Source organism: Chondromyces crocatus, from assembly GCF_001189295.1.
Lineage (GTDB): Bacteria > Myxococcota_A > Polyangia > Polyangiales > Polyangiaceae > Chondromyces > Chondromyces crocatus.
The window spans coordinates 3,550,125-3,574,109 of the sequence record NZ_CP012159.1 but is presented as its reverse complement, the minus strand read 5'-3'; the positions used below and the strand labels follow the sequence as shown (position 1 = coordinate 3,574,109).

At 68.5% G+C, this 23,985-nt stretch carries 15 protein-coding genes; 8 read left to right on the top strand and 7 right to left on the bottom strand.

Annotation, left to right across the window (positions count from 1 at the left end; genetic code table 11):
* Positions 1-7: 7 nt before the first annotated feature.
* Together CMC5_RS13335 and CMC5_RS13330 are read left to right on the top strand one after the other, a co-directional pair.
* Positions 8-1,603, top strand: coding sequence for a DHA2 family efflux MFS transporter permease subunit (locus CMC5_RS13335; RefSeq protein ID WP_050430766.1), 1,596 nt, complete (start codon positions 8-10; stop codon positions 1,601-1,603).
* Between the two features lie 967 nt (positions 1,604-2,570).
* On the top strand, positions 2,571-3,470 hold the full coding sequence (locus CMC5_RS13330) for a hypothetical protein (RefSeq protein ID WP_156338547.1): 900 nt from the start codon (positions 2,571-2,573) through the stop codon (positions 3,468-3,470).
* A 34-nt stretch (positions 3,471-3,504) separates the two neighbouring features.
* On the opposite strand, the gene CMC5_RS46910 is transcribed toward CMC5_RS13330, so the two are convergent.
* Complete coding sequence (locus tag CMC5_RS46910; protein ID WP_218920259.1) at positions 3,505-5,610, bottom strand: hypothetical protein; 2,106 nt, start codon at positions 5,608-5,610, stop codon at positions 3,505-3,507.
* A gap of 196 nt (positions 5,611-5,806) precedes the next feature.
* Here CMC5_RS46910 and CMC5_RS13320 point away from each other — a divergent pair, with 196 nt between their 5' ends.
* Together CMC5_RS13320 and CMC5_RS13315 are read left to right on the top strand one after the other, a co-directional pair.
* Positions 5,807-7,864 carry a heavy metal translocating P-type ATPase gene (locus CMC5_RS13320; RefSeq protein ID WP_050430764.1) on the top strand — a complete coding sequence of 686 codons (2,058 nt, stop codon included), beginning with the start codon at positions 5,807-5,809 and terminating at the stop codon, positions 7,862-7,864.
* 92 nt (positions 7,865-7,956) lie between these two features.
* Positions 7,957-8,994 carry an FG-GAP repeat domain-containing protein gene (locus CMC5_RS13315; protein WP_050430763.1) on the top strand — a complete coding sequence of 346 codons (1,038 nt, stop codon included), beginning with the start codon at positions 7,957-7,959 and terminating at the stop codon, positions 8,992-8,994.
* A 55-nt stretch (positions 8,995-9,049) separates the two neighbouring features.
* Here CMC5_RS13315 and CMC5_RS13310 read toward each other — a convergent pair whose 3' ends face one another.
* From CMC5_RS13310 to CMC5_RS13300, 3 genes are read right to left on the bottom strand one after another with little or no spacing between them, the layout of a single operon-like run.
* Positions 9,050-10,891, bottom strand: coding sequence for a caspase family protein (locus CMC5_RS13310; protein WP_050430762.1), 1,842 nt, complete (start codon positions 10,889-10,891; stop codon positions 9,050-9,052).
* Entirely contained in the window at positions 10,888-11,688 is an 801-nt protein-coding gene (locus CMC5_RS13305; RefSeq protein WP_050430761.1) for a hypothetical protein, read from the bottom strand. The genes CMC5_RS13310 and CMC5_RS13305 overlap by 4 nt, the downstream gene beginning before the upstream one ends.
* The gene (locus CMC5_RS13300) at positions 11,685-12,188 is read right to left on the bottom strand and encodes an RNA polymerase sigma factor (RefSeq protein WP_050430760.1); all 504 of its coding nucleotides are present in this window, start codon (positions 12,186-12,188) and stop codon (positions 11,685-11,687) included. Before CMC5_RS13300 ends, CMC5_RS13305 begins: the two co-directional genes overlap by 4 nt.
* Before the next feature lie 165 nt (positions 12,189-12,353).
* On the opposite strand from CMC5_RS13300, the gene CMC5_RS13295 reads away from it, so the two are divergent.
* Positions 12,354-13,571 (top strand): putative sensor domain DACNV-containing protein, encoded by a 1,218-nt coding sequence (locus tag CMC5_RS13295; protein WP_050430759.1) that lies wholly within the window; start codon positions 12,354-12,356, stop codon positions 13,569-13,571.
* Between the two features lie 111 nt (positions 13,572-13,682).
* Here CMC5_RS13295 and CMC5_RS48485 read toward each other — a convergent pair whose 3' ends face one another.
* The 3 genes from CMC5_RS48485 to CMC5_RS13275 all read right to left on the bottom strand — a co-directional run bounded on the left by CMC5_RS48485 (position 13,683) and on the right by CMC5_RS13275 (position 19,512).
* Positions 13,683-15,119, bottom strand: a complete 1,437-nt coding sequence (locus CMC5_RS48485; protein WP_156338546.1) for a PGRS family protein — start codon at positions 15,117-15,119, stop codon at positions 13,683-13,685.
* A gap of 565 nt (positions 15,120-15,684) precedes the next feature.
* Positions 15,685-16,740 (bottom strand): hypothetical protein, encoded by a 1,056-nt coding sequence (locus CMC5_RS13285; protein WP_156338545.1) that lies wholly within the window; start codon positions 16,738-16,740, stop codon positions 15,685-15,687.
* Positions 16,741-17,484: 744 nt separating this feature from the next.
* The gene (locus tag CMC5_RS13275; protein WP_050430755.1) at positions 17,485-19,512 is read right to left on the bottom strand and encodes a serine/threonine protein kinase; all 2,028 of its coding nucleotides are present in this window, start codon (positions 19,510-19,512) and stop codon (positions 17,485-17,487) included.
* Positions 19,513-20,104: 592 nt separating this feature from the next.
* Here CMC5_RS13275 and CMC5_RS13270 point away from each other — a divergent pair.
* The 3 genes from CMC5_RS13270 to CMC5_RS13260 all read left to right on the top strand — a co-directional run bounded on the left by CMC5_RS13270 (position 20,105) and on the right by CMC5_RS13260 (position 23,985).
* On the top strand, positions 20,105-21,229 hold the full coding sequence (locus CMC5_RS13270; protein ID WP_050430754.1) for an NADH:flavin oxidoreductase: 1,125 nt from the start codon (positions 20,105-20,107) through the stop codon (positions 21,227-21,229).
* 171 nt (positions 21,230-21,400) lie between these two features.
* Positions 21,401-23,194: a PilZ domain-containing protein gene (locus CMC5_RS13265; RefSeq protein WP_082362451.1), complete on the top strand. Its 1,794-nt coding sequence runs from the start codon at positions 21,401-21,403 to the stop codon at positions 23,192-23,194.
* Positions 23,191-23,985, top strand: a complete 795-nt coding sequence (locus tag CMC5_RS13260) for a hypothetical protein (RefSeq protein ID WP_063796269.1) — start codon at positions 23,191-23,193, stop codon at positions 23,983-23,985. The genes CMC5_RS13265 and CMC5_RS13260 overlap by 4 nt, the downstream gene beginning before the upstream one ends.

Sequence of the window (23,985 nt, the reverse complement as noted above, 5' to 3'; positions counted from 1 at the left end):
GGGCGCGATGAGTGCGGCGGCACCCCCCCTGGAGGTGCCACTTTCCGACCCGGCGCAGCCAGCGGCGAAGGTGGCGAGCAAGTGGGTCATCGCCATCGCGGTGTCGCTCGGCGCGCTGCTGGAGCTGATCGACAGCTCCATCGTCAACGTCGCGCTCACCGAGATGGCCGTCTCGCTGGGGGTGTCGATCGAGCAGATGAGCTGGGTCATCACCAGCTACGGCATCGCCAACGTCATCATCCTGCCCCTGTCGGCGTGGCTGGGGCACCGCTTCGGCAAGAAGCGGTACTTCCTGTTCTCGCTGGTGGGCTTCACGCTGGCGTCGGTGCTGTGCGGCATGGCGACGACCCTGCCGACGCTGATCGTCGCCCGGGTGCTGCAAGGCCTGACGGGAGGCGGGCTCCTGGCCAAGGCGCAGTCGATCCTCTTCGAGACCTTCCCGAAGGAGGAGCAGGCGATGGCCCAGGGCTTCTTCTCCGCCATCGTGATCGCCGGGCCGACGATCGGGCCGACCCTGGGCGGGTACATCGTCACGAACATCGGGTGGCGCTGGATCTTCTTCGTCAACTTGCCCCTCGGCGTGTTGGCGGTGGCGATGGTGAGCATGGCGCTGCCGCGAGACCCACCGAAAGGGGCGCGCGGGTCCGTCGACTGGCTGGCGATCGCGCTGCTCGCGGTGGGGCTGGGCTCGATGCAGACCCTGCTCGAAGAGGGCAACACGCACGACTGGTTCGACTCGCAGTTCATCGTGGCGCTCTCGGTGTGCGCAGTGGTCGGCCTCGCGGTGTTCGTCGTGCGGGTGCTGAAGTCCGACAACCCGGTGGTCGACCTGCGGGTGCTCCGGTACCGGTCCCTCTGGGCCGGGAGCGTGCTGTCGGTGGTGATGGGGATGGCGCTCTACGGCGCGCTGTTCTCGCTGCCGCTGTTCGCCGCGCAGGTGATGGGCTTCACGTCGCAGCAGACGGGCCTGTTGCTCTTGCCCGGGGCGCTCACGTCGGCGCTGATGATGCCCCTCGCCGCACGGCTCACCCGGCGCTACCCACCGCAGATCCTCCTGGTGATCGGGGCGCTCGTGCTGACGGGATCCGTGCTCTGGCTGGCGCGCTCGAGCCCGCAGACGTCCCAGGACGACCTGATGATGCCGCTCATCGTGCGCTCGATCGGGACGGCGCTGATGATGCTCCCGCTGAGCATGGCGGCGCTGGGACCGATCCCGAAGCAGGACATCGCCGCGGCGACCGGCTTCTTCAGCCTGACGCGGCAGCTCGGGGGCAGCATCGGCATCGCGCTCCTGAACACGCTGCTCATCCACCGGCAGGCATTCCATCGGTCGGTGCTCGTGGAGCACCTGAGCGTCACGGATCCAGCGGTGCAGGCGCGCCTCACGGCGACGGCCGCGGGCCTCGTCGCGCGCGGCTCGGACCCGGTGAGCGCCCAGCAGCAGGCGCTGTCGCTGCTGGATCGGTCGGTGAGCTTGCAGAGCGCGGTGATGTCCTACGGGGACACCTTCGTGCTGACGGCGGTGGTCATCGTCTGCACCCTGCCGCTGGTGCTGCTGCTGGGACGCCCCGCGGCGGACGTGAAGGTGGACGCGGGGCACTGATCTCGACCTGCGCACGCCGGTCATCCGTCACGCCGCGGCGTCGAGGCATGCCAGCGCCGCGCCGCTCGAAACGCGCAGCCCGAGCGAAGCCCACGCGACGAGACGGCGGAGAGGTCAGGCCCCCACGACGAGCCACCTTGTCGCATCACTGCAATCCGTCGCTGCCCAAATGGGAGAATGCTTACAGTGCGAAATCAGATTTTGTCCTCCCTCGCGAGGAAGAACAAAATCTCACTTCGGATTTTCCCGCCCCCCGTCAGGGAGAACGAAATCTGACCTCATCTCTTCCCCCCTCCCGCTGGTGAGCGAGAAATCTCACCTCAGACACTCTCCCTCCCCGCCGGTGACAGCCCGATCTCACCTCATCTCCTCCCCTCCCTCGCGAGCGGCAGCCTGATCTCACCTCATCCGCTCCCCTCCCTCGCGAGCAGCAGCCCGATCTCACCTCATCCGCTCCCCTCCCTCGCGAGCAGCAGCCCGATCTCACCTCATCCGCTCCCCTCCCTCGCGAGCAGCAGCCCGATCTCACCTCATCCGCTCCCCTCCCTCGCGAGCAGCAGCCCGATCTCACCTCATCCGCTCCCCTCCCTCGCGAGCAGCAGCCCGATCTCACCTCATCTCCTCCCCTCCCTCGCGAGCAGCAGCCCGATCTCACCTCATCTCCTCCCCTCCCTCGCGAGCAACAACCCGCTCCGACCTCAGCTCCCCGGCTTCTCCGCGAGCTGCGTCTTCTCCGCGACCTGCCCCTCGATCCCACCTCACCTCGCCCCCTCCCCCGCGCGCCGCACTTCTTCCGCCTCGCGCAGCCGCCCGCGCCGCCCGCGCCCCCGCCTCCGCCTCACGCACTCTCCCCTCCGCCTTCCTCCACGAGCCCCCCACCTCCCCCGCAACTTCTCTCGGGCGTGCCCACGTGCTCCCGCGGCACCAGCGCGTCTCCTCGATGGGACGTGTAAGCTCGACGCCGACCATGCGTTCTCCCTGCATGCTGCGCGTCGGTCTCCTGGGGTGCGCGCTCTTCCTCGCAGGCTGTCCGTTCCCGTGCCCGAGCGACACCCGGACGACCGGCGGTGGCCAGTGCCTTCCGATCACCCCCACGCCTCCGCCGTACTTCGGGCTGGAGATCGACAACGCCACCTCGGAAAGCGTCGAGGTGCGCGCGCGCGTCTCGCAGCGCGAGCTCAATTGCAGCGCGATCGACGCGAGCAACGCGCCCTGGGTGGTCGCCGCGGCGCTGGCCGGAGGCGATCTCCAGTCGATCCCCGAGCGCTACCGCCAGACACCGCACACCCTGCCCCCGCAAGGTCGACACACGGTCTACCTCATCGGAACGTGCGCGGCCGTGCGTCTCTGGGTCGGTCGCGGTGATGCCCTCGACGTCGTGGCGCACGAAGGGGCGCGCTACAGGATCGCGCGGGGCGAGGCGGCTGGCTCCTACGTTCTCGCTGGCGAGCGAGGCGACGAGAGCGTCACGCCGGCCGCACCAGCACCCTGCGAGCAGGAGGAGGACATCAAGCTGATCCAGCTCTCCGAGATGGTCGCCCAGACGAGCCAGCAGTTCGAACTCGGCGACGCCATGCCACCGCCATGCCTCCGGGGTGAACTCCTCGTCGAGGGACATGCGCTGCGTCTTCGAGAAGGCGCTGCGGACGCGCGCGCCATCGCCCCTGGCGCCGTCTTTCCGACCACCGATGACCGCGTCACGCCCCCTCTGCAGCACACGGTGTTCGGCGGGATGCGCGTGCTCGTCGGGCTGCCTCGCTTCGGCGGGCTCGCCACCGCCGCGATGGAGAAAAGTGCGCCGTGGCGGAGCGATTTCGTCGTCGCTCGCACGTCGCAGGGGCAGTCCCTCCCCGCGATCGCGAGGTGATGGGCGTGCCGGAGGCCGGAGCCCCCGAGGTCGCTCAGAAGTAGGACTGGAGGGTGCCGCGGCGGCGGACGTCGAGCGTGGCGCAGTGGAAGGCGCCGACGAAGGGGAAGAAGTCCTCGAAGTCGACGGGGATGGGCTTGAAGCCCCAGCCCTGGAGGGCGCGGATCAAGGGCTCTTGCCGCTGCTCGACGAGGATGCGCTCGCCGTCGAGCGACAGGACGTTGAGGTGGATCCAGCCGCTCAGGAGGCAGCGCGTGTCGAGGGGGGTGGGGATCCCCGGCGGCGCGACGAGCAGGTCCCACTTCTTGAGGAGGGGGGGCAGCTTGTCGAGGTCGAGGTACTTGGGGTTCACGAGCGCCCTGCCAGCGGCCAGCGGGACGAAGGACGAGTCGAGGTGGATCGCGTAGGGGTCGCGGGACTCGATGACGTGGATGCGGAAGCCGTCGCCGAGGTGGCGCTGGAGCCAGGCGATGCCGAAGTCGTTCGTCACGTGGCTGCGCTGCACGAACAGATCGCGACCGCATCGCGCGAACTCCGCGGCGTCGAAGGTGGGCTCGAACTCGGTGAGCACGTACCGCATGGGCTCCCCTTCCTGGGGCAGGCGGTAGTCCTTGTCGAACTGCTCGTCGGTGAGCTGGGGGCGGGGTGCGGCCGTCCAGCGAGCGCCCTTCCGCGAGTACTCCTTGAGGAGCGTGCGGTAGGCCCACATCTCGTAGTAGCGGGATCGATCGGGCATGGGCGCCTCGATGATCTCGTCGCCGACGACGAGGGCGACGTCGCGCGGGTTGGCTCCGCAGAAGCCGGTGGTCACCGACCAGTCGGGCGTCGAGAAGGGGCGCTTGTAGTCGACGCGATCCGGCCTGCGGACGATGACGCCTTCGCTCTCGAGGGTGTGGACGAGACGGTCGAGGGCGAGGTTCGCGCGGCGGACCGCCTCGGCGTGGTACGGGCGCCCCAGCTCCCCGGACATGGCGCGCACCGCGGGCTCCCACTCTTCGCGGGGCACGGTGACCTCGTTGACGGTGGGCCAGGCGGGGAAGCAGGCGTCGTCCACGCGGCCGACGATGACCTCTTCGAGCGGATCCCACTCGTTCCAGGAGTTGACGACGGGGGACGAGGGCTCCCTGGCCAGCGCGCCGCTCGGGTCCGAGGGGGGCGCATGCACGACGATGATCCGGCTGACGGGCGCCGGCTCGATGACCTCACGGCGATCGCTGGCGTCGTCGCCCTCGTGGACGAGGAGCGGCTGCGCGGGGCGCGGGAGGGCCTCCAGCGCGCGGGCGATGTCCATGACCTTGTCTTCGGAGACGGCGAGGTGCGCGGGGACGTCGTCCGCGCCGAGGACGACGAGGCCTCGGGGATGCACCTTGTTGAAGTAACCCAGCTCCATCAGGCGGGTCATCGTCGCCGCGTCGTCGTTCACGCCGCCGAGCAGGACGGTCTGGCTCGTCACCGGCACGCCGGCCCGGACGAGCTGGCGTAGCTTCGCGAGGACCAGGGGGTGATCGAGATCGTCCGGGTGGTTGAAGTGGGCGTCGTACCAGAAGACGGGGTGGCGCTGCAGGAAGGCGAGCAGCTCGTCGTCGATGCGGTCCGGGTCGGCGCTCAGGGCATGGCTGTCGATCCGTACGGCGCGGACATGGGGGATGGCCACGAGCCGTTCGAGCCAGGGGATCAACGTCTCGTTCGGCAGCGCCAGGGGATCGCCTCCCGTGAGGACGACGTCCTGCACGCGGGGCTGATCGGCCAGAGCGCGCAGCAGGCGATCGAGGTGCTCACCCGACACCGTCCCCTCGGCATCTCCACCCGCGGACCGACGAACGATCCGCGGGGTCGCGAGGCGCGCGTTCGTGAGGCTCAGCTCGGCACGGTTTCCCTTCACCCGGATGCCCGAAGTCCCCTGGGGCGCGTCGGATGCGCGGGTCGGACCGCTCTCCTGGCTCGCGGTCAGCTCGCGGGCGTCGGGCACGAACTGCCTCAAGGCGGCGAGCGCATAGGTCCCCTCTTCCGCGCGGAGGAGGAGAAACGAGGTGAGATCGAACGGACGCTGGCGCGCGACCTCGCTCATTTCCTCGAATGACGTCCCCGTCACGCGAGCGAGTCGTCGCAGCGTCGAGAGACGGCCAGGGTCCAGCATCATGTAGAGCGTACCTCCCAAGCTCGATCGGTCTGTCCCGTCGGCAAGCGTCGCCGACCATAACGACATCCGTAAGGTCGAGCAACGGGGACGCTTCATGTCCGCGGAGCATGTCGGGCACGCGCACACCACGATCACCGCATCGAGGTGGATGCCTTGACCCTCTTCGCACGGCGTACGTAGACTCCGGCCGCACTCCATGATCTTGAGCGCCTTGATCCTCGGTGGCGTCGTCAGCGTAGGCGCGAAACTCTACGAGCACTGGACCACGTCCCGGGAAGCCGCGAAGGCCGAGGGGGCCTCCGAGGGTCCAGAAGCGGACGTGACGGCATCCGGGGACGAGGCCTCCGACGAGGTGCCGAGCCCTGGCGAGGAGATCATCACCGAGCGCGAGGTCGACCAGCGGTTCGCCATCTCGGTGGCAGGGCTCGCCTGCGCCGTGGGAGGCACGTTCGTGTATCCACCGGCGACGATCGTCAGCCTCGGCTGCGTGGGGTACAACCTCATCGGGCTGGGCGGGATCATCGCGGCGCGCGTCGCCAAGGAGCGAAAGCTGCCCATCGAGGTCATGGACCTCGGCGCCATCGTCATCGGCATCGTCGCCAAGATGTTCGTCCTGAACTCCCTCGCGGAGTGCATCTATTTCGGCGGGCTGAAGCTGCGCATCCAGACGAAGAACCGGCTGCGCAACAAGATCGTGAAGGTCTTCAAGGAGCAGCCGACCGCGGTGTGGCTGGTCAAGGACGACGTCGAGGTCCTCGTCCCGCTGATGGAGGTGCGGCTGCACGACATCCTGGTCGTGGGCGCAGGGGAGCTGGTCGCCGTCGATGGAAAGATCGTCGAGGGGACCGCCGCCGTCGATCAGCGGTTCCTGACGGGCGAGGCGCAGCTCGCGGAGAAGGGGGTCGGCGACGAGGTCCTGGCGAGCACGTTCATCGTCCGCGGTCGCGTCAAGATCCGGGTCGAGAAGACGGGCGCCGCGACGGCCGCGTCGCAGATCGAGAGCGTGATCAACAGCACCACCACCTTCGAGGACTCGCTGACGACGCGCAGCGAGTCGATCTCGGACGCCACGGTGCTCCCCACGTTCGGCCTCGGTTTGCTGGGGCTGGGCCTGCGCGGTCTCACGGGGCTGGAGGGGGTGGTCACCTCGAACTTCTCGGTGGTGTACCGGCTGGCCTCGCCCTGGATGATGCTGAACTACACCGAGGGCGCGGCGCAGGACGGGGTCATCATCAAGGATGGCCGCTCGCTCGAGCTGATCCCGCGCGTGGACACGGTGGTCTTCGACAAGACCGGCACGCTCACGCTGGGCGATTTCAAGCTCGGCGAGATCCACGCCCTCGGCGACGTGTCCGAGGGAGAGCTCTTGCGGCTCTCGGCCTCCTGCGAGCAGCGGCAGAGTCACCCCATCGCCAAGGCCATCCTGCACGCGGCGGAGGAGCGTGGGATCCCGCTCTCGCCCATCAACGACGTTCACTACGAGCTAGGCCACGGGGTGAAGGCACACCTGGGGGACGAGACCGTCCTGGTGGGCAGCGAGCGGTTCATGCGCAACCAGGGGGTGACCCTGCCGGAGCACATCCAGGATCTGCTCCCCAAGGGCGAGGCGATGGGAAACTCCTTCGTCCACGTAGCGTCGGGGGGGCGCCTGATCGGTCTGCTCGAACTCTGCCCGGCCATCCGGCCCGAGGCGAAGGAGCAGATCGCGCGCATGCGCGAGCGAGGGCTCTCGGTGCGCATCCTCTCGGGCGATCACGTGTCGCCGACCCGGGCGCTCGCCGAGTCGCTGGGCATCGAGCACTACTACGCCGAGACCCGGCCCGAAGACAAAGCGCGGATCATCGAGGAACTCCAGGCCGAGGGGCGCTCGGTGTGCTTCGTCGGTGACGGGATCAACGACGCGATCGCCCTCAGGAAGGCCACGCTCTCGGTCTCGATGCGCGGTGCCTCGGCGGCCGCGGTGGACAGCGCGCAGGTGACGCTGGTCGATGGGACGCTGAAGCGGCTCGACGATCTGTTCGAGCTGGGCCGCGCGCACGAGCGCAGCCAGCGCGCGGGGCTTGCGCTGTCGTTCGGTCCTGGTGCGGCCTGCACGGCGGGTGTGCTGTTCTTTCAGATGGGCGTGCCCGCAGCGATGACCTGGTACGTGGTCAGCACGGCCGTGGGCTCCGCGGTCGCCCTCCTCCCCCGCATCACCCGTCAGGTGAAGTCCGCCGGGACGGCGCCGGAGACCGCAGACACCCCTGTGGTCTGAGTCCCTGCGGGCCTTGGCGTGACGAAGGCCCGGCACCACGATCATCCCGGAGGGTTGCGCCTCTGGCGCGAGCCGTCCGGAGAGGAGGGACCATGCTTCCCCATCGGTCCTGGAAACATCGGATCTGGCGTGATTCCGCGCTCGCCATCGCAGCGGGAGTCTCCACGCTGCTGCTCAGCGGCCGCGCGGGCGCCATGGATCTGTTCGTCTTTCATCTCGACAACCCCGCCGGTGAAAACCACGGCTACTTCCGCGTAGGTCGTGATCTCCAGGCGCGTGGCGACGCGCGGAGCTGGACCCCGGTGCAAGAGGTCCCCTTCTGGTTCGGTTCGCAGGACCAGGGGGGTGACGTCGCCATCGCCGACATCGACGGCGACCGGATGCGCGATCTCCTCGTGCTCCACATCGACAACCCCGTCGGCGAGAACCACGGCTACTACCGCGTCGGCTGGGGCATCGACGCGGAAGGCATGGCGACCTGGGGCTGGTCGGAGCCCAAGGCCATTCCGGGCTGGTTCGGCTCGGAGGACCAGGGCGCGGGCATCGCCGCCGTCGATGTGAACGGCAGCGGGCGCCCCGATCTCGTGGTCTTGCACATCGACAACCCCGTCGGCGAGAACCACGGTTATTACCGGGTCGGCTGGGATGTCGATGGCGCCGGGACGGTGGCGAGCTGGTCCAACGTGAAGCCGATCCCGGGCTGGTTCGGGGCCGAGACGCAGGGCGCGGGGCTCGCCATCGCCGATCTCGATCGCAATGACCGCCCCGATCTTGTCGTTTTCCACATCGACAACCCTGCGGGCGAAAACCACGGCCATTACCGCATCGGGTGGAACCTCGATAAGAGCGGCAATGCCAAGAGCTGGTCGAGTCCGAAGCAGGTGCCAGGGTGGTTCGGCGCCGAGGACCAGGGCGGTGGCGTGGCCCTCGGAGACGTCGACCGCGATGGTCGGCTCGACCTCCTGGTCTTCCACATCGACAACCCTGGCGGCGAGAATCACGGGTACTACCGGATCGGCTACCGGCTGAGCGACGCGGGGAACGTCACCCGGGGGTGGACGGCGCCGAAGCAGGTCGCCGGCTGGTTCGGGTCCGAGGATCAGGGCGGCGGGATCGCGATCTCGCCGTAGTGGCTGACCTGCCATGGCCGGTGACCCGCCGTGACGGTTCACCGGCCGGCGCGGCTCACCAGGTCCAGGTGGCGCCGAGCATGTAGCTCTCCGTGCGCGACGAGGTACCGAAGCGGTAGCCCGCGGAGGCGTAGCCGTCGATCGAAAACACGTCACCGAGGTGCACGCGGACGAGGGGCTGGGGCCTCAGGCCACGCATGAGCACCGAGCCCACCGACAGCTCGACGTCGTGCTCGGCTGCGCCTTGCGGCGTGTCGCCGCCGACCAGGAGGTTGTGCGACACGCCTGCCGCGATGCCGAGGGTCACCACGTCGGCGATGGTGGTGGAGTAGCCCAGCGCCATGCGGTTGCGCACGACGCCGAAGGAGGAGGCGGCGTCGCTCCCCAGGGGTGGGCACTCGCCCTCGGTGCACATGACGACACGATCGCTCGTGATGAACCGAGAGGAGACGCCGAGCCCGAGGTCGAGGCTGCTGCGGGGCGTGAGCCAGAAGCGGAAGTCGGAGCCCAGGCCGAGGCGACCCGCGAAGACCGTGTGATCGGTGTGGAAGAGGGACCAGGAGAGGAGGCCGCCCCAGGGGATCCACTCGAAGCCGCCGTGATCGCCGACGCGGTAGGCGAAGGCAGCGGTGGGGAGGATCCACTGCAAGCGATCGGTGATGCCCCACGCGCCTTGCAAGGGCAGAACGAAGGTGGAGTCGGTCCCGGTCGAGGAGGAGAAGCCAGGGCGATCGAAGGACGAGTGGTTGACGCCGAACGCGGCCTGGATCTCCCAGGTGCGGCCAGGGAGGGTGCTGCGGGTGACGGGTCGGGGCTCGGCGTTCTTCGAGGCGAGCAAGGGGGCGACGGCGAGCTCCAGGTGGTCCTCGGAGACGCGGGTGATGGCGCCCGGGGTGACGCGGATCTCCCGGACCCAGGCCTTGCCTTCCTCCCTGCGGCGCACGAGGTAGCGGCCCGGAGGGACGGCGAGCTTGAGGGCTTTTTCGCCGGGCTGGACTTCGAGGACGGTGAGGCCGGAGTCGAGGTGGATGACTTCGAGGGGGCCCTGGCGCTGCTCCAGCTCGACGACGGTCTTGCTGTGCGAGAGGGTGGAGAGGGGGAGGTCCTGGCGGCCGCTGAGGTTGAACTTGAAGCTGGGGTGCTGCGGGACGCTGGTGTGGACCGCGGTGTCGCGGATGGTGAGGACCTTGGCGTAGTCGAAGGCCTCGGCGAGGGTGACGCGGCCATCGCCGTTGCGATCGGCGGCGCCGCGCAGGCCGGCGTTCCAGTGGTGGGTGAAGAAGGAGCCGCGGAGCAGCTCGGACTCGTGGGCGTCTTCGAGGCCAGAGCTGGAAGCGACGAGGGCCGAGCCTTCGTTGGTGACGAGGCCCGGGAGGTCGATCTCGAAGGGCTCGGTCTCGGTGAGGCCCTTGGTGCCCGTCCAGCCGCCGCCACGGCAGGCGTCGATGAGGCCGATGCGCACCTGGGCGGTCTTGCTGTCGAGGCGCGCGCGCAGCTCGGTCAGGAGGAGGGGCTTGCCGTTGGGGTAGAGGGCGTGGGCGTCGGCATGGCCGGAGTAGTAGAAAAAGAGGAGCAAGGGCTCCGCCGGGCGGGTGGCGGCGCGCTGGAGTTCGCGGTCGAGGGCGTCGAGGACGCCGCGAGGTTCGGGGTCGGTGAGGATCTGCACGTCGCCTGCGTGGAAGCCACCGAGCTGGGTGAGGACGCGGGCGACGGCGCGGGCGTCGTCATGGGCGAAGCGGAGGGGTTTCCGGCCCGGTGCAGCACCGTTGGCGCCGACGATGACGGCCGCGCGGCGAGGCTCGGCAGCAGCGGCGTGACGGGGGCCAGCGCAGAGCAGGGTGATCAGGAAGGTCGTGACCAGAGCAAGCGAGAGGATGAAAGAGCGGAGCGTGTTCACGGGGTGCCCTCCTGTCGGGGGAGCTTGGAGAGGTCGAAGCGTTGGATCCAGACGCCATCACGCGGGGTGCGCAGGGCATCGAGGGCGAGGGTCGGGTCGAGGGGCGCGGCGGAGAGCACGACCACGAGGGACTCGGGGCCGGGGCTGTCGTCGACTTCCCACGCCTTGGGGAGCGCGACGGGGCGCTCGGGGTCGATGGCTGCGCTGTAGAGCACGACGGGGGCGGGTGCCTGGGGGACACTGGATGCGAAGGGCGCTGGAGGAGCGCCAGGGGCGCTGGGAGGGGGCGCGGCGAGGACGGTGACGTGCGTGAAGCCGTCGGCCGCGACCTCGAGGCGGAGCTTGTCGCCCGGCTGGACTGGAGCCAGGCCATCCCAGACGAAGAGGTGCTCGCCGCGCTTGATGTGGAGCAGGGCGGAGGCGCTCCCCTTGATGGTGGTGAACTCGCCGGACGTCGCCGGGTCGTGAGGCACGTCGACGTGCACCTGGGGTCGGAACAGGACGAAGAGGATCACGGCGGCGGCCGCGGCGAGGGAGGGGCCCGCCCAGAGCAGACGGCGTACTGCGGGGAGCTGAACGATGCGGCGAGGACCGGTGAGATCACGGGCGGCGGCGGCGGCGCGCGCGCGCTGCTGGAGCGCAGGCAAGTCGGCGAGGGGCGCGCTCTCGCGGGAGGCGAGGTGGCGCTGGCAGGTCGGGCACGCGGCGACGTGGGCCTGGGTCTCCGGAGAGGTGGCGGCGTCGAGCGCGAGGCGGTCGAGTTCGAGGAACGAGGGGTGCTGGTCGGGGTGGTTCATCGTTCACTCCGCTGCTGGAAGCGCTGCACGCGCTCCTCGAACTGGGCCAGGAGCCGCCGGACGGTGCGCTCGCCATCCCCCGTGATCTCGGCGATCTCCACGTGGGTGAGGCCGTCGAGGCGGCTCAGGATGGCGACCTCCAGCTCGCGTCTGGGGATGGTGCTCCGGAGATGGGTGAGCAAGCGGCGCCAGTGGGTGCGCACTTCCGGGTCGGCCGCGTCCGTGCGGAGGTGCTCCCAGTCCGGCAGGTCGGAGCGCTCTTTGCGCCAGGGGTCGCGGTAGCGGTCCACGGCGAGATGCGTGCTGGTCCGGTAGAGCCAGGCCGTGAGGGCACGGGGGTCGCGCAGGTTGACGCGCTCCGCCCAGATGCGGGTGAACGTCTCCTGGGCGACGTCTCGCGCCTCCTCCGGATCGGCGAGCATGCGGGAGCACTTGCTCACGAGGAGCGGAAACAAGCGGACGTAGGCGTCGTGGATGGTGTCGTCGTCGATGCTGGTCATTCATGGCCTTCCCACCGCTCTGGAAGACGGTGGGGGGTCGCGGAACCGGCCACTTTTTTTTCGGAGGCCGCGCAGGCCGTGGACCGAGGGGGGCCGGGCCTCTCCGCGGATCCGCCTCCGGCCGCGAGAGCCGACAGGCCGCAGCGGAATGCTACCATCGAGGAGATGGCGCTGACGTACCCCCTCGACCTGGCGGAAGCCTTCTTCCAGGAAGAGGAGCGGCGCGCTCGAAGTGACCAGCAAGCAGGCGACACGAGGGAGACCGGTGCGCTCTCCCGCGGCCCGAGTCCCTCCCGCTCCATCCTCTCCCGGCTGGTCGAGACGATGTTCTTCGCTTCCATGGCGTCGGAAGAGGGCAAAGTGCACCCTTCCAGCATCGTCTTCGCGGAAGACCTCGACGCCTTCGAGTCAGCCCGCCCGGTCTGGGACATGACGCGGCTCGCCGTGCCTTTGCCCTTCGACGTGGCGCACGTCCCCAGGCTGGCATCCGCTTGCCACTGGCCGCACGCCTTTCTTGCCGTGGTACCGCAGCGCGACAGGCTCATGATTGCCGGGATCGCGACCGCGCACAGTCGGCGCCTGCTGGAAGTCGATCCCCTGGTGCGCATCTCCGCCCCCAAGCCCGGGGTGCTCGTGGTTCGCCGAGGCGAATGGGAGGTCGCTCGCTACGAACGCGGCACCGTGCGCTCCGCAATGTCTCGCCACCGGGTTCAGATCGAGACCATCGAGCGTCGGCTGGCCGTTCAGCATGCTCCACCCTTCCTGCATCCCATCAACGACATCCTGATGCGCATCGTGTCCGAGATGCTCGACCTCCGGCACGGCGGTCTGATCGCCATCCTCGGGCCAGGCGAGGACATCGATGTGGACTCGGAGAATCGACAGGTCGACGCCGAACCGATGCGCCTCGTGCCCAAGCTCGCTCTGGGCGCCTGGATACGCGACATGATCGCGCTGTACGTCAGTAGCCGCTCGAAGAATGCGGGGGCGTCCCCTGTGGAAGCGCGGGCCGAAGGCGCTCGGGCCTCGACCTCTGCCCTGTCGCGCGCCTCCGAGGCGGCCGCTCGGGTCGACCGGGCCCTCGATCAGATCGCACGTCTGACGACGGTCGATGGCGCGGTGATCATGAGCCATGGCCTCGAGGTGCTCGCCTTCGGCGCGAAGCTCCGGGCGTCGAAGCAGGTCTCGGACGTCTATCTTGCGAGACCCGATGGACGCTGTGACGAGCGGTGGCCTCTGAACGCCCGGGGGACCCGTCACCACGCCGCCGTCTCGTTCGTGGCCGAACACCCCGACCGGATCGCCTTCATCGTGTCCCAGGACGGCGACGCCGCCACGTTTCAGGGCGAAGCCGATGGGCGGGTCATCTACAGGCCTCTCTGATGCATCCCCGTCGACGTGCGCGTCCGAGATTTCATCCCGCGCGAGGTGCCTGTCGCCGCTCCCTGGGTGCTCTCGGACGCACTCCGGCGGGCCGACTTCCCGTCACTCCCGTCAGAACGAAGGAAATGCTTGCATCTCGGCGCGGAGACCATCGATGCCCATGCTCTGGCCGATCCCGGGACCACCGAGGCCAGGCTCTCCGACGTCGATCCGGAGGCCTTCGCTCTTCGGTGCGTCACCCGTGTGCGCCATGCCGATGGAGTGCCCGCCGCGCCCTCCTCCACCGGGCCCCCCTCGGCCCCCGAGCCCTCCCTGACCGCCTTCGCAGCCCGCCAGGAGCGAGGTGGTGCCTTTCGAGCCGCCAGGGCCGCCGGAGCCGCCAGGGCCGCCGCGCTGCCCCTCTGCACCGAAGCCGCCGTTCCCACCTCGGCTCGCCTTGAGCGTGACGTCGTCGAAGTGGAAGGTGGCTCCGAGGCTGATCAGCGCGATGCTGGCCCCTCCAGCCTGACCTCCGCGGCCCCCGCGGCCTCCACAGCCGCCCGCGCCGCCGGAACCTCCGCTGGCGCCTCCAGCCGAGGCCGAGGAAGGACAGGTGTTCCCGATCGTGCCGCCTCTCGAAGCGCCACCTCCGCCACCTCCCTGCCCCGGCCTGCCCCGTCCCCCATCACGCCCGGAGGCTCCCTCGAACCCTGCTGCGCTGAGCGTGCCGAGATCGGCACCACTGGCCCCTGGTGCTCCGTCGGCGCCGCCATCCCCGGGCATGCCCGCGCGACACATCGAGCTGGAGCCCGACCCGGTCCCGGCATTGGGCGTGCTCTCGGGCTCTCCGGACGAGCCATTGGTTCCCACCATGGCCTGGCCGACACCACCAGTTCCGCTCAGTGAATCGTCATTCTCATCCTCCTGCGTGCCGCACGTGTTGACGGCAGCCTCCCCACCGAGCACCACGGCCGCGGAGCAAGCGGCACCCCCGGCCATTCCATCTGGCCCCATGGGCGCGGCGTCGTCGTAGGGCTCCCCTGAGCGCCCATCCGTTCCGGGACCGGCCTCGAGCGAGCACCGTCGCAGCGTGATCGTTCCCCCGAGGCCCAAGGCGGCGATGGAGGAGAGCCCCAGCTCGTCCCCGGACGCGGCCCCGGTCACCACATCGACATCCTCCATCCTCGTCCCCAGCGGTGGCGCCTCTCCTTCCGAGGGCCCCTGCCCCAGCTGGAGCGGAATGGTCCCGCTCTTGCCGGCAAGGCGCGTCCGCGTCGCGTCGCCGACCCACCTCCAGCCTTGCATGCAGTCGAGTCCGCCAAACAGCGTGACCCCCGGAGGTAGCATCACGCTCTCCAGGGTCTCGAAGTCTTCGGCGCACGCATAAACGCGGTACACCTGATCCGCGATGGCTTTATCAACGGCACTCGTCAGGGTCTGGCGTGGTTGGTCAGGGGTGCCGGGATGCTCGTCCTTGCCCAGGCTCGCAGAAACGAAGACGCCGCAACGAGCAGGGATCATTCCTCGCTGACCCGTGTCCGCATTCTCTGCCGCGTCGCCGGTGTCCACGACGTCTCCACCCGCTGCACTCGGCGTGCATCCGGGTGGAGGTTCTTCTCCGAGATCCGGGCCAGCTCCTTTGGCGATCGACGGATCAGTCGTCGGAGAATAGGTCGCGTCCCAATAGGTTCCACATCCCATGCCGTGGATCAGCATCAACCCGACGGCTTTCATGATGAGAACGCGTCCCTCTCCTCGCATCGACATGACCCCCTCCGCGTAATGCCATGCACGTTCCCTGGTGGTCTGCAGCTCCCATCCCGAAACGCCTCCGCTGTCATCCTGGGCTCAAAAGCGGCCGAGAACATGGGGTTGAAGACTCGTTCCAGGATCTTGGGATGGCCCCCTTCTGGGACCTACAGCTCGAAACGACACGGACAGATGATGAAAACACGAAAAAAAGCCTCATCTTCGAATGCCGAGGCGCTAGCCCGTCATCCACAACCAGCAAAGATGATCCCTACGCCAACCAGGAATGAGCAACCCCGTTCAATCCTGCCCGCACCTGACCAGCGCCTGTTTCCTCCTACAGATCCGCACAACATCGGGCGGACATGGCTCCTCTCCGCAAACGTCAGAACGCCCCCTCGACATGAACGGTCACAGCCCCCGAGCTCACGCCGGGGCTGATCTCCACCGCCGGCCACGCCGAGCGCTCTCTTCGCGCCAGCTCACGGTAGAGGGCCCAGACTCCAGTCCCGACGGCAGCGACTCCGCCCGTCACGAGCAGCGCGACGCCAGCGTTGTGCAGGGTGTCGGCACGCCGCGCCGTCTCGTCGAGTGACGCGCAGGCCGAGGCGTAGTTCTCAGCGCCGAACACGCAGCTCTCCTCTGCACCGAGGAGACGGTCCCGGAGGCGCTCTGCGTCGGTCCCTTCCCCCCTGCTGGCCAGGAACAGGCCCCCTCCGAGGGCGAGGCCAGCCAGCGCCACGCCACCTCCCGCCAACACCGGCCACAGAGGAGGCGGCCGTCGGTGCAATCGGACGACCAGCTCGGCGCGCTGCCCGGGTGCGAGGATGAATTCATGATGTAATGGCACATGGTCCGGGGCCTGCGCCACGATCTGGACCTTGCCCGCCTCCGCGAACACCTCGTCCCGGGTGAGCGTCGGCGCCGCATACGTCCGGCCGTTGATGGTCATCCCGGTCCAGGTTGGCGCCGCCTCGACCTTCAGCCCCGCGACGAGCCGTCTGGCGTCTCTCAGCCTCGCCTCCAGCTCTGCGATGATCTCGGGTTCGGTCGAGACGGGGCGCTCCGCGAGGGCGATGCTCAAGAAGCGGGCCGCCTGCACGGGCTCGTCGAGCTTCAGGAAGACGATTCCGAGATTGGCCGCGATGTCGTATCCTTTTTCGCGGTTCACAGACCACGCCTCGCGCAGGCAATCACGCGCCGTGACGAATTCGCCTTCGTCGAACGCCGTCACCGCACGATCGAAGAGGCGCTGCACCTTGGCATCCGCCAGGCGTCCGGGAGAGAGCAGCGAGGCCTTCGAGACGTCTCTGGCGGTCGGTGCCTCTTTCCGGGAAGTCGGCGCTTCATCCTGGGCCCTCTGCGCCGCCTGCCTGGGCTTCTGGGCGGTGGCCTGGGGACTCGAACCGAGGAGGACCAGAAGGTGAATCAGTGTCGTCACGCTCAATCGCATGGGGATCACTTTCGACGACGGAGGAAGAACTCGGGGGCGCTCTCCGCCACGGGGGAGGCGATGGAAGGGGCCAGTACAGAGGAAGGGGCTGAGATCGGCGTCGACGAGCGCGGTGGCATCGCCGGATCCGATGTTCTCGCCAGTGGAGTTCGTCGGAGGAGCACGGCCGGGACCGGGGTGTCCTCACGCAGCCCTCGGAAGTCCTCTCCCGTGGAGGAGGCGGCCTCCTCTGAGGTTTCGAGGGCTGGAGCTTCGCGGGCAGGCGCACGCGTGTCCGAGCCTGGCATCGGGTTCGCCGCCCATTGCGCCTCCAGGGACGTGGGGAACGCAAGCGCAAACGCGGTGGGCATCCGCGCAGCGCCCTGTAACCCTCGCATGGATTCGAGGAGGACACCGAGCGCGAGCGGGGTGAGGGGCGCGAACATCAGCAGAGCCGCCAGCGCGAGCCAGCGCTTCGATCGGGGCGGTCGGGGTGCTCGCTCTGCACGATGGCCATTCGCCCCGCGCCGAGCGACACCACCACGGAGCCGTCGATAGTCCACGAACAAAGGGTCTTCCCCTTCCCCACCCGCCTTCAGTTCGGCGAGCAAGGCGTCGAGGCGGGGATCGTCCCCGGGGCGCACGAACCGAGGAGGGCTTGAATCTCGCTGATCCATTCGAGGGAGTCTGCCTTGAAAGCCGAGCCGCACGCATCAAGCAGGGTCGCCGCAAGACGAGCAATTGAATCGAAATCTATTCAAAAGGTCGTGGCGGAACCAGGGTGTGTGGACTCTTCGTTGTCGTTGTCATCGGGCCTGAACGCGTTTCGGGCGTCGCTGGAGATGATTCAGCCGAGGGCGCAGAAGGAGATCTCGGGGTCAAACGATGTGGCGTTCGCTGCGGCTGCGGGAGTGCCGACGCACCGCGGCTTCCCTTCCATGGCACCTTGCTCCTTCGTGAATCCTTGGCGTTTTGCGCAGAAGCTGCACGGAGAGAGGAGGGGAGAGGCGTATGTTCCTTTCTCGTGGACGGCGCCGTCGACGCCGTGGTGCGTATGGTCGTCCGATCGGCTTGCGATTGAATGACGAATTGAGCTGGGGTGTGCGTCGTCGGGGTGGAGGTGAAGTCCAAGCGCAGCTCGGGCTCGACGTACGTGAGGCTTTCTGACGGCGGAGAAGATGACGTCGGTTGGACCGATGGCGTCGAAGCCGCGGAGAGTTTGCTCTGCGACAGCGGCATCTGGAAGTCCATGGCAGGGAGTGGGGTCGTGGGGCCTTCCCGGGACCAGTCCCTTCGAACGACCGGCGACGCTGCCACCACCGTTTCGTGATCGACCAGCACGGATACACCGACCCCCAGCGCGCTCAAGACGATCACGGCGGCAGCCCCCGCGGAGGCAATGGCGAGGAGCTCTGTGGTGGGTGTCCCCGCGCGAGCGGGCTGTACGAGCCGCTGGGAGGCTGGCTGGCTGGCGTCCAGCTCTGATTCACACGGCAGGGGCACGCGCCCCCGCCGCCCCGCCGGGCAAGGCTCGTCGGGGCCCCACCACCCCGCGATCCACTCGGAAAATCTGACATGTCTCGTCGCTTCGGGCCTGACCTCGTTGCAACGAGAAGCGGGCGAAATCACCGGCCCTGTGGATGAGCACCGGCTGGTTTCGTGACGGGCAAGTCGCAATGCCGGCGGTGTCACGGCAAAGGGGGACAGGGTGATGTGACGGCCATCGACGGCCTCGATACAGCTCGGATCCCGGAACGCGTCCGGTAAACGCTCGGTCTCGCAGCCTCGCCGCTCCGCACCGGGGGACGGCCCTCTCTCGCCAGACGCACGCCCGTTCTCGCCTGCGGAGGCCATCCCTCCGCCGGTCGTCGCCACGATGAGGGTGCGCAGGTCCTCCAGTCCGGGCGGCTGGCTCAGCTCGGGCCACAGCGAGGCGCTCGCCCTGAGAGCGTGGTTCAAGCGCTCGGCGAGGACCAAGGCGTCACAGGGCCGCCGGGCAGGCTCCTTGTGGAGCGCGTCTCGAATCACGGCGGCGAGCTCCACCGGAGCGCCACACGTCACCAGCGAGGGCGGCGTCTCCAGGAGCTGGCGCGCGTAGACGGCATGAACCTCGTATTCATGCGTGGGCGGCTTGAAGGGGTGATGCCCGGCGAAGATCTCGTATGCCATCAGCGCAAGGGCGTAGACATCGGTGGCGAACGACGCTGGCTCGGCGCGGATCTGCTCGGGCGCCATGTACAAGGGCGTGCCGTGGGTTTGCTGATCCAGGGTGTCCGGGTTCCCGTAGAGCTTCGCGATCCCTAGGTCGAGGACCTTCACCGTTCCATCGCGGGTGATGAAGAGGTTCTCGGGCTTCAGGTCGCGGTGAATGACCCCCATGGCGTGACACTGGTAGACGCCGTGGCATGCCTGCCGCAGCCACGTGAAGGCGACGGCGGGAGAGAGCCGACGATGGCGTCGGAGCACCTGGCGGAGCGTCGCCCCCTCCAGCAGCTCCATGCGCATCCAGGCGATCCCCTCCCGGGTGATGCCCGTCTCGTGCACCTCGACCATGTTGGGGTGCCGGATGAGCTCCAGCAGGGCACCTTCGCGCACCAGCCGGCGACGTTGCCCCTCGTCGTCGATCCAGGCAGCCTTGACCAGCTTGAGGGCGCATCGCTTCGTGCCATCGAGCGCCGCATACACGACGCCCAGACCGCCCTCACCCAGCACATGCAGGATGTGGAACCGAAGGAACCGCTCCCCAGGCCGGAGCCGCGCGCTCCCCTCCCCGTGCGTCATGCCCCCCCCGAATTCACGAGTATTGGGGATGTGAGAGAAGCGTCAAGACGCTCGAATCAAATCGTCGACGCATCATGCATTCCTGCGCCCCGAGGGTTTTGCCGACACGAAAGTGAAAACCATCGTTCGGCTCCCGGGGAGGAAACGGTTTCGCTGTCATGAACGTCGCGCACGTCGGCAGCCTCTCCTCACCCCAGCTGCGCGAAGCGGAAACGCCTGCCATGACGGGTTACCAGGCGGCGTTCAACGGAGAGGCCGAGAGCCTTGCGACATCAAGGACCCGAGGAGCACTCGCGCACTGCAACGCATCGTCCATAACAACACCTGTGACGCCCACGTATTGAGCAGCGCCACCTGCCCAGGAAACGACGAGGAGCGCAGCGTCGACGCGCTGGCGTGGCGCAGCGCGGTCGCCTCCATTTCCCGACAGGTCGTCACTCCACTTCGGGGTCGGCGCCTCGACCGTCGGCAAGCGAGCCGGTGCGCAGGCGATGGACCGTCTTCGAAGGGAGCCCTCTCCTCCCAGCCTGGCCTCGGGCCCGACGGACAGGTTCCGGGCGTCGCGATGGTTTCCGCTGGTATGGTCCGCGGAATGGTTCCCCCGAAAGACCTTGCCGCCAGCGCCAACAGGTCCCCTGAAGCGCTGTTCAGTCCTTTCTCTGTGAAGGCCCTCCAGCTCCCGAACCGCATCGTGATGGCGCCGATGACCCGCGCCTTCTCCCCTGGCGGCGTTCCCGGTCCGGATGTCGCGGCGTATTACAGACGCCGGGCGGAAGGTGGGGTGGGTCTGATCATCACCGAGGGCACCTGGGTGCCTCACCCCTCGGCATCGAACAGCGCGCGTGTGCCGCGCTTCCATGGCGAGGACGCACTTGCTGGCTGGAGCCATGTCGTCGCCGAGGTGCACGCCGCGGGAGGACACATCTTTCCCCAGCTCTGGCACGTGGGGCTCTGCCTGGAGCAGCCCGGTCCGGCGGAGTTCCCGCTCGGCCCTTCGGGCATCGGCAAGCCCGGCGAGAAGGTGGGCGAGCCCATGACCCAGAAGGAGATCGACGCGGTGATCGAGGCGTTCGCCGAGGCGGCTGCGACGGCGAAACACCTGGGTTTCGATGGCGTCGAGCTGCATGGAGCGCACGGTTATCTGTTCGATCAGTTCTTCTGGGAGGTCACCAACCAGCGGTCGGACAGGTATGGCGGAGATCTCGTGGCGCGTACCCGGTTCGCCGTCGAGACGTTGCAGGAGATCCGGCGGCGGGTGGGCCCCGATTTTCCCATCTGCTTCCGGTTCTCGCAGTGGAAGCAGCAGGACTATGGCGCGAAGATCGCGCGCACGCCCCAGGAGCTGGAGAGGTTCCTCGCTCCGCTCGCCGACGCCGGCGTCGACCTGTTCCATTGCTCCACACGCAGGTTCTGGGAGCCGGAGATGCCAGGCAGCGATCTCAACCTCGCAGGATGGACGAAGAAGCTGATCGGCAAGCCCACGATCACCGTCGGATCCGTGACCCTCGATGTCGACCTCCAGAGCTCGTTCCGCGAGGGCGGAGCGACCAGCACGGGTCTCGACCCCCTCCTCGAGCGGCTGGAGCGCGGGGAGTTCGACCTCGTGGCCATCGGGCGCTCGCTCCTGGTCAACCCCTCGTGGCCGGTGGCCGTACGGGAGCGACACCTCGATACGCTGCGCTCGTTCAACCCCGAAGTGCTCGGCTCACTCCACTGACCCACCACCCGGGGTCGATGCGCCAGCCTTGCGCAAGGCGCGCTGACACTGCACGAGCTGCACGAGACCCCTCCTGTCCACGAAGGTCCAGGAGGGGTCCTGAGCGGAGATCTGGCGCGGAAGTCGTGCATCCGCAAGGCTGGTCCGGCAGTTGCTGAAGGGCGCGCCATCATGGTGCGCGACGGCAATCCGGGTGGTGAGACGAGCAGGCCGAGAGCCGGTGCCCCGCCTGTGTGGGAGGAGATCGATGGGTCGGAGCGGACGACGGCCATCTTGACGGCGCTCTCGCTGCTGAATCCGCACGGGATTCTGCACCGAGGAGAGCGCCGGGTGCGGGTGGCGCTGGAGCGCGTGGACGAGGGAGGGCTCTGGGGCTTCCGTCTCGCCGATTCCGAGGCCTGCTGGGGCGAGCCGCCGTACGAGATCTCGCTCATGGGCTACGACTCGGTTTATCACCTGCGGATCGACACGCGCGCGGTGGAGCGGGCGTGGCTGGTCACGGAGGCTCCGGGGCGGCTGGTGCGGACCCGCCAGCGGACCTACCGTCGGGCGCAGGCCCCTCGTGGCCTTCGCGCCCGCTTTCAGAGCACCCGGGTGGAGGGCCCGGCTCTGGGCGAGGCCGAGGTCGTCGATGTGTCGCATGGGGGACTCTCGCTGCGTGTAGAGGCGACCGAGCGGCTCTTCACGGGCATGTCTCTGGCGCTCACGGTGCGCCTGGAGCAGGGCCACAGCGTCGCCCTGGAAGGCGAGGTGCGCCATGTCTCCGCGGGGCGCGAGGACGGCCGGCGCCTGTGCGGCGTGAAGGTACAGATGCGCTCGGCGGCCGAGGGGGCGCGATGGCGCGAGGTGGTCGGACGCGCGCTCGTTCCGACGACGCGCACGAGAGAGAGCCACCTCGAGTCGCTCTGGGACCTGTATGCGATCTCGGGGTACCTGAACCTCGCCAACAAGACGAGCGCGCAGTTCGAGGCGCAGCGTCAGAGCTTCCTCGCACTGGGGCGCCGGACCGCGACGATGGATCACCTGTCCAGCCACACGGTGTGGCCGTCCGCGCGTGGGCTGGAGGCGTCGGTGTCGACGCTCAAGATCTACGAGCGGGCCTGGTTGATGCACCAGCTCGGACGGCGCCCTGGCACGCCGAGCGAGGTGCGCCTGCTGCAGGGCCAGATCCTGCGCGACACCTACCGGCGCGCCCTGGAGGACATCCAGGCCGACCCGGGGCAACGCTGGGTACTCTGCTATGGCGAAGCGACCGTGCCCTGGGTGCAGCGGACGCACGTGCAGTTCGCCCAGAGGAACGCCTCCCGCCACGAGGGAGAGGTGCTCATGATGCCCGTGCGGCTGATGGAGGCGCAGTGCGACGAGCCGAGCGGTAGCCCCGGTGAGGGGCTGACACTCCTCCCGGCCTCACGCCACGAGCTGGATCGGATCGCTCAGGAGATTGCGCGCGTGCGTCCGCGCCCCTTCGTGGAGGCCCTCGACTTCATGCCAGAGCGGCTGGACATGAAGGGAACCTCGGCGCTCTGGCACAGCGCCGGACTCACCCGGGAGCGCCAGTGCTTCGTGGCGCGACGGGAAGGTGTGCCCCTCGCCGCGCTGGTGGTCGAGCTGGCTTCCCCGGGGGCGAACCTCTTCCGGCTGCTGGACTCGGCACGGCTGTTCTCGCTGATGCCGGGCGGTCGGGAGGCGTTCGTGCCTTTGCTCGACGAGGCGCGCCGCTGGTTCGCGCGCCGGGGGCGCAGCACGTTCGTGTACCTCTGCGAAGACGACGGCAGCTCGGTGCGCGCTGCCCGGCTGCACGATGCCCCGTCGACCCAGCCTTTTCTCTGGATCATCGCCTCGTCGATCCTCCCGGAGTTCCTGGAGCACATCGATGAGCAGTCGGTCGGCCGTCCACGGTCGCCCATTCCCTCGCCCCCCCTTCATCACGTCATCGATACCCAGCCCGAGGAACAGATCCGATGAGTCTCCTGCAAACCCACTACGAACCCCACACGCGCGCCGCCCGTCACCTCCTGGACACGCACCCCGACATCGTCAAACTCCTAGATCCAGCCGTTCTTCCCTCCGTGCTGGAGCGCTTCCTGATCGAGTGGATGGCGCGCTCTCCCTACATGACCGAGCCGGTCGACGGATGGATTCGTCGCACGGGCGAGCGCTGCATCGAGCAAGGCCTCGCCCACCTGGGCAAGTCCCTCATCACCCACGCCAAGAGCGAGGTCGGGCACGACCAGATGACCATCGACGATGCGCGCGCGCTCGTGGAGCACTGGAACACCCGGCATACCCCTCCCCTCGAAGCCAACACGCTGATGGCTCAGGCCCCTCTGGACTCGATGAAGGCTTACCGCACGCTCCACGACGAGGTCATCGAGGGCCCGCACCCGGCCGGTCAGATCTCCATCGAGCGCGAGCTCGGTCACGTGGCCGTTCATTTCGGGCCCCGGCTGCTGGGGCAAGTCCAGCGGGTGCTCGGTGCCGAGGTCGCCGAGCGACTCACGTTCATCGCCGAGCACGTCGTCGTCGACCTGGGCCACACCCGGCTCAACGAGAAGATGCTGGAGGAGGCCATCACCCACGCGCCGGAACATGCCAGCACCTACGCCGACGCTGGTGCCGAAGCGCTGAGGATCTACATCCAATTTCTGAGCGATTGCTACCGTATTGCCGCGGCGTCCGTGGAGACCCTCTCCAGACCCCACGAGCGCCCCACACAGCCACCTGCGAGGCGTGCGATCGCGCCGGCGCGTTCCTGA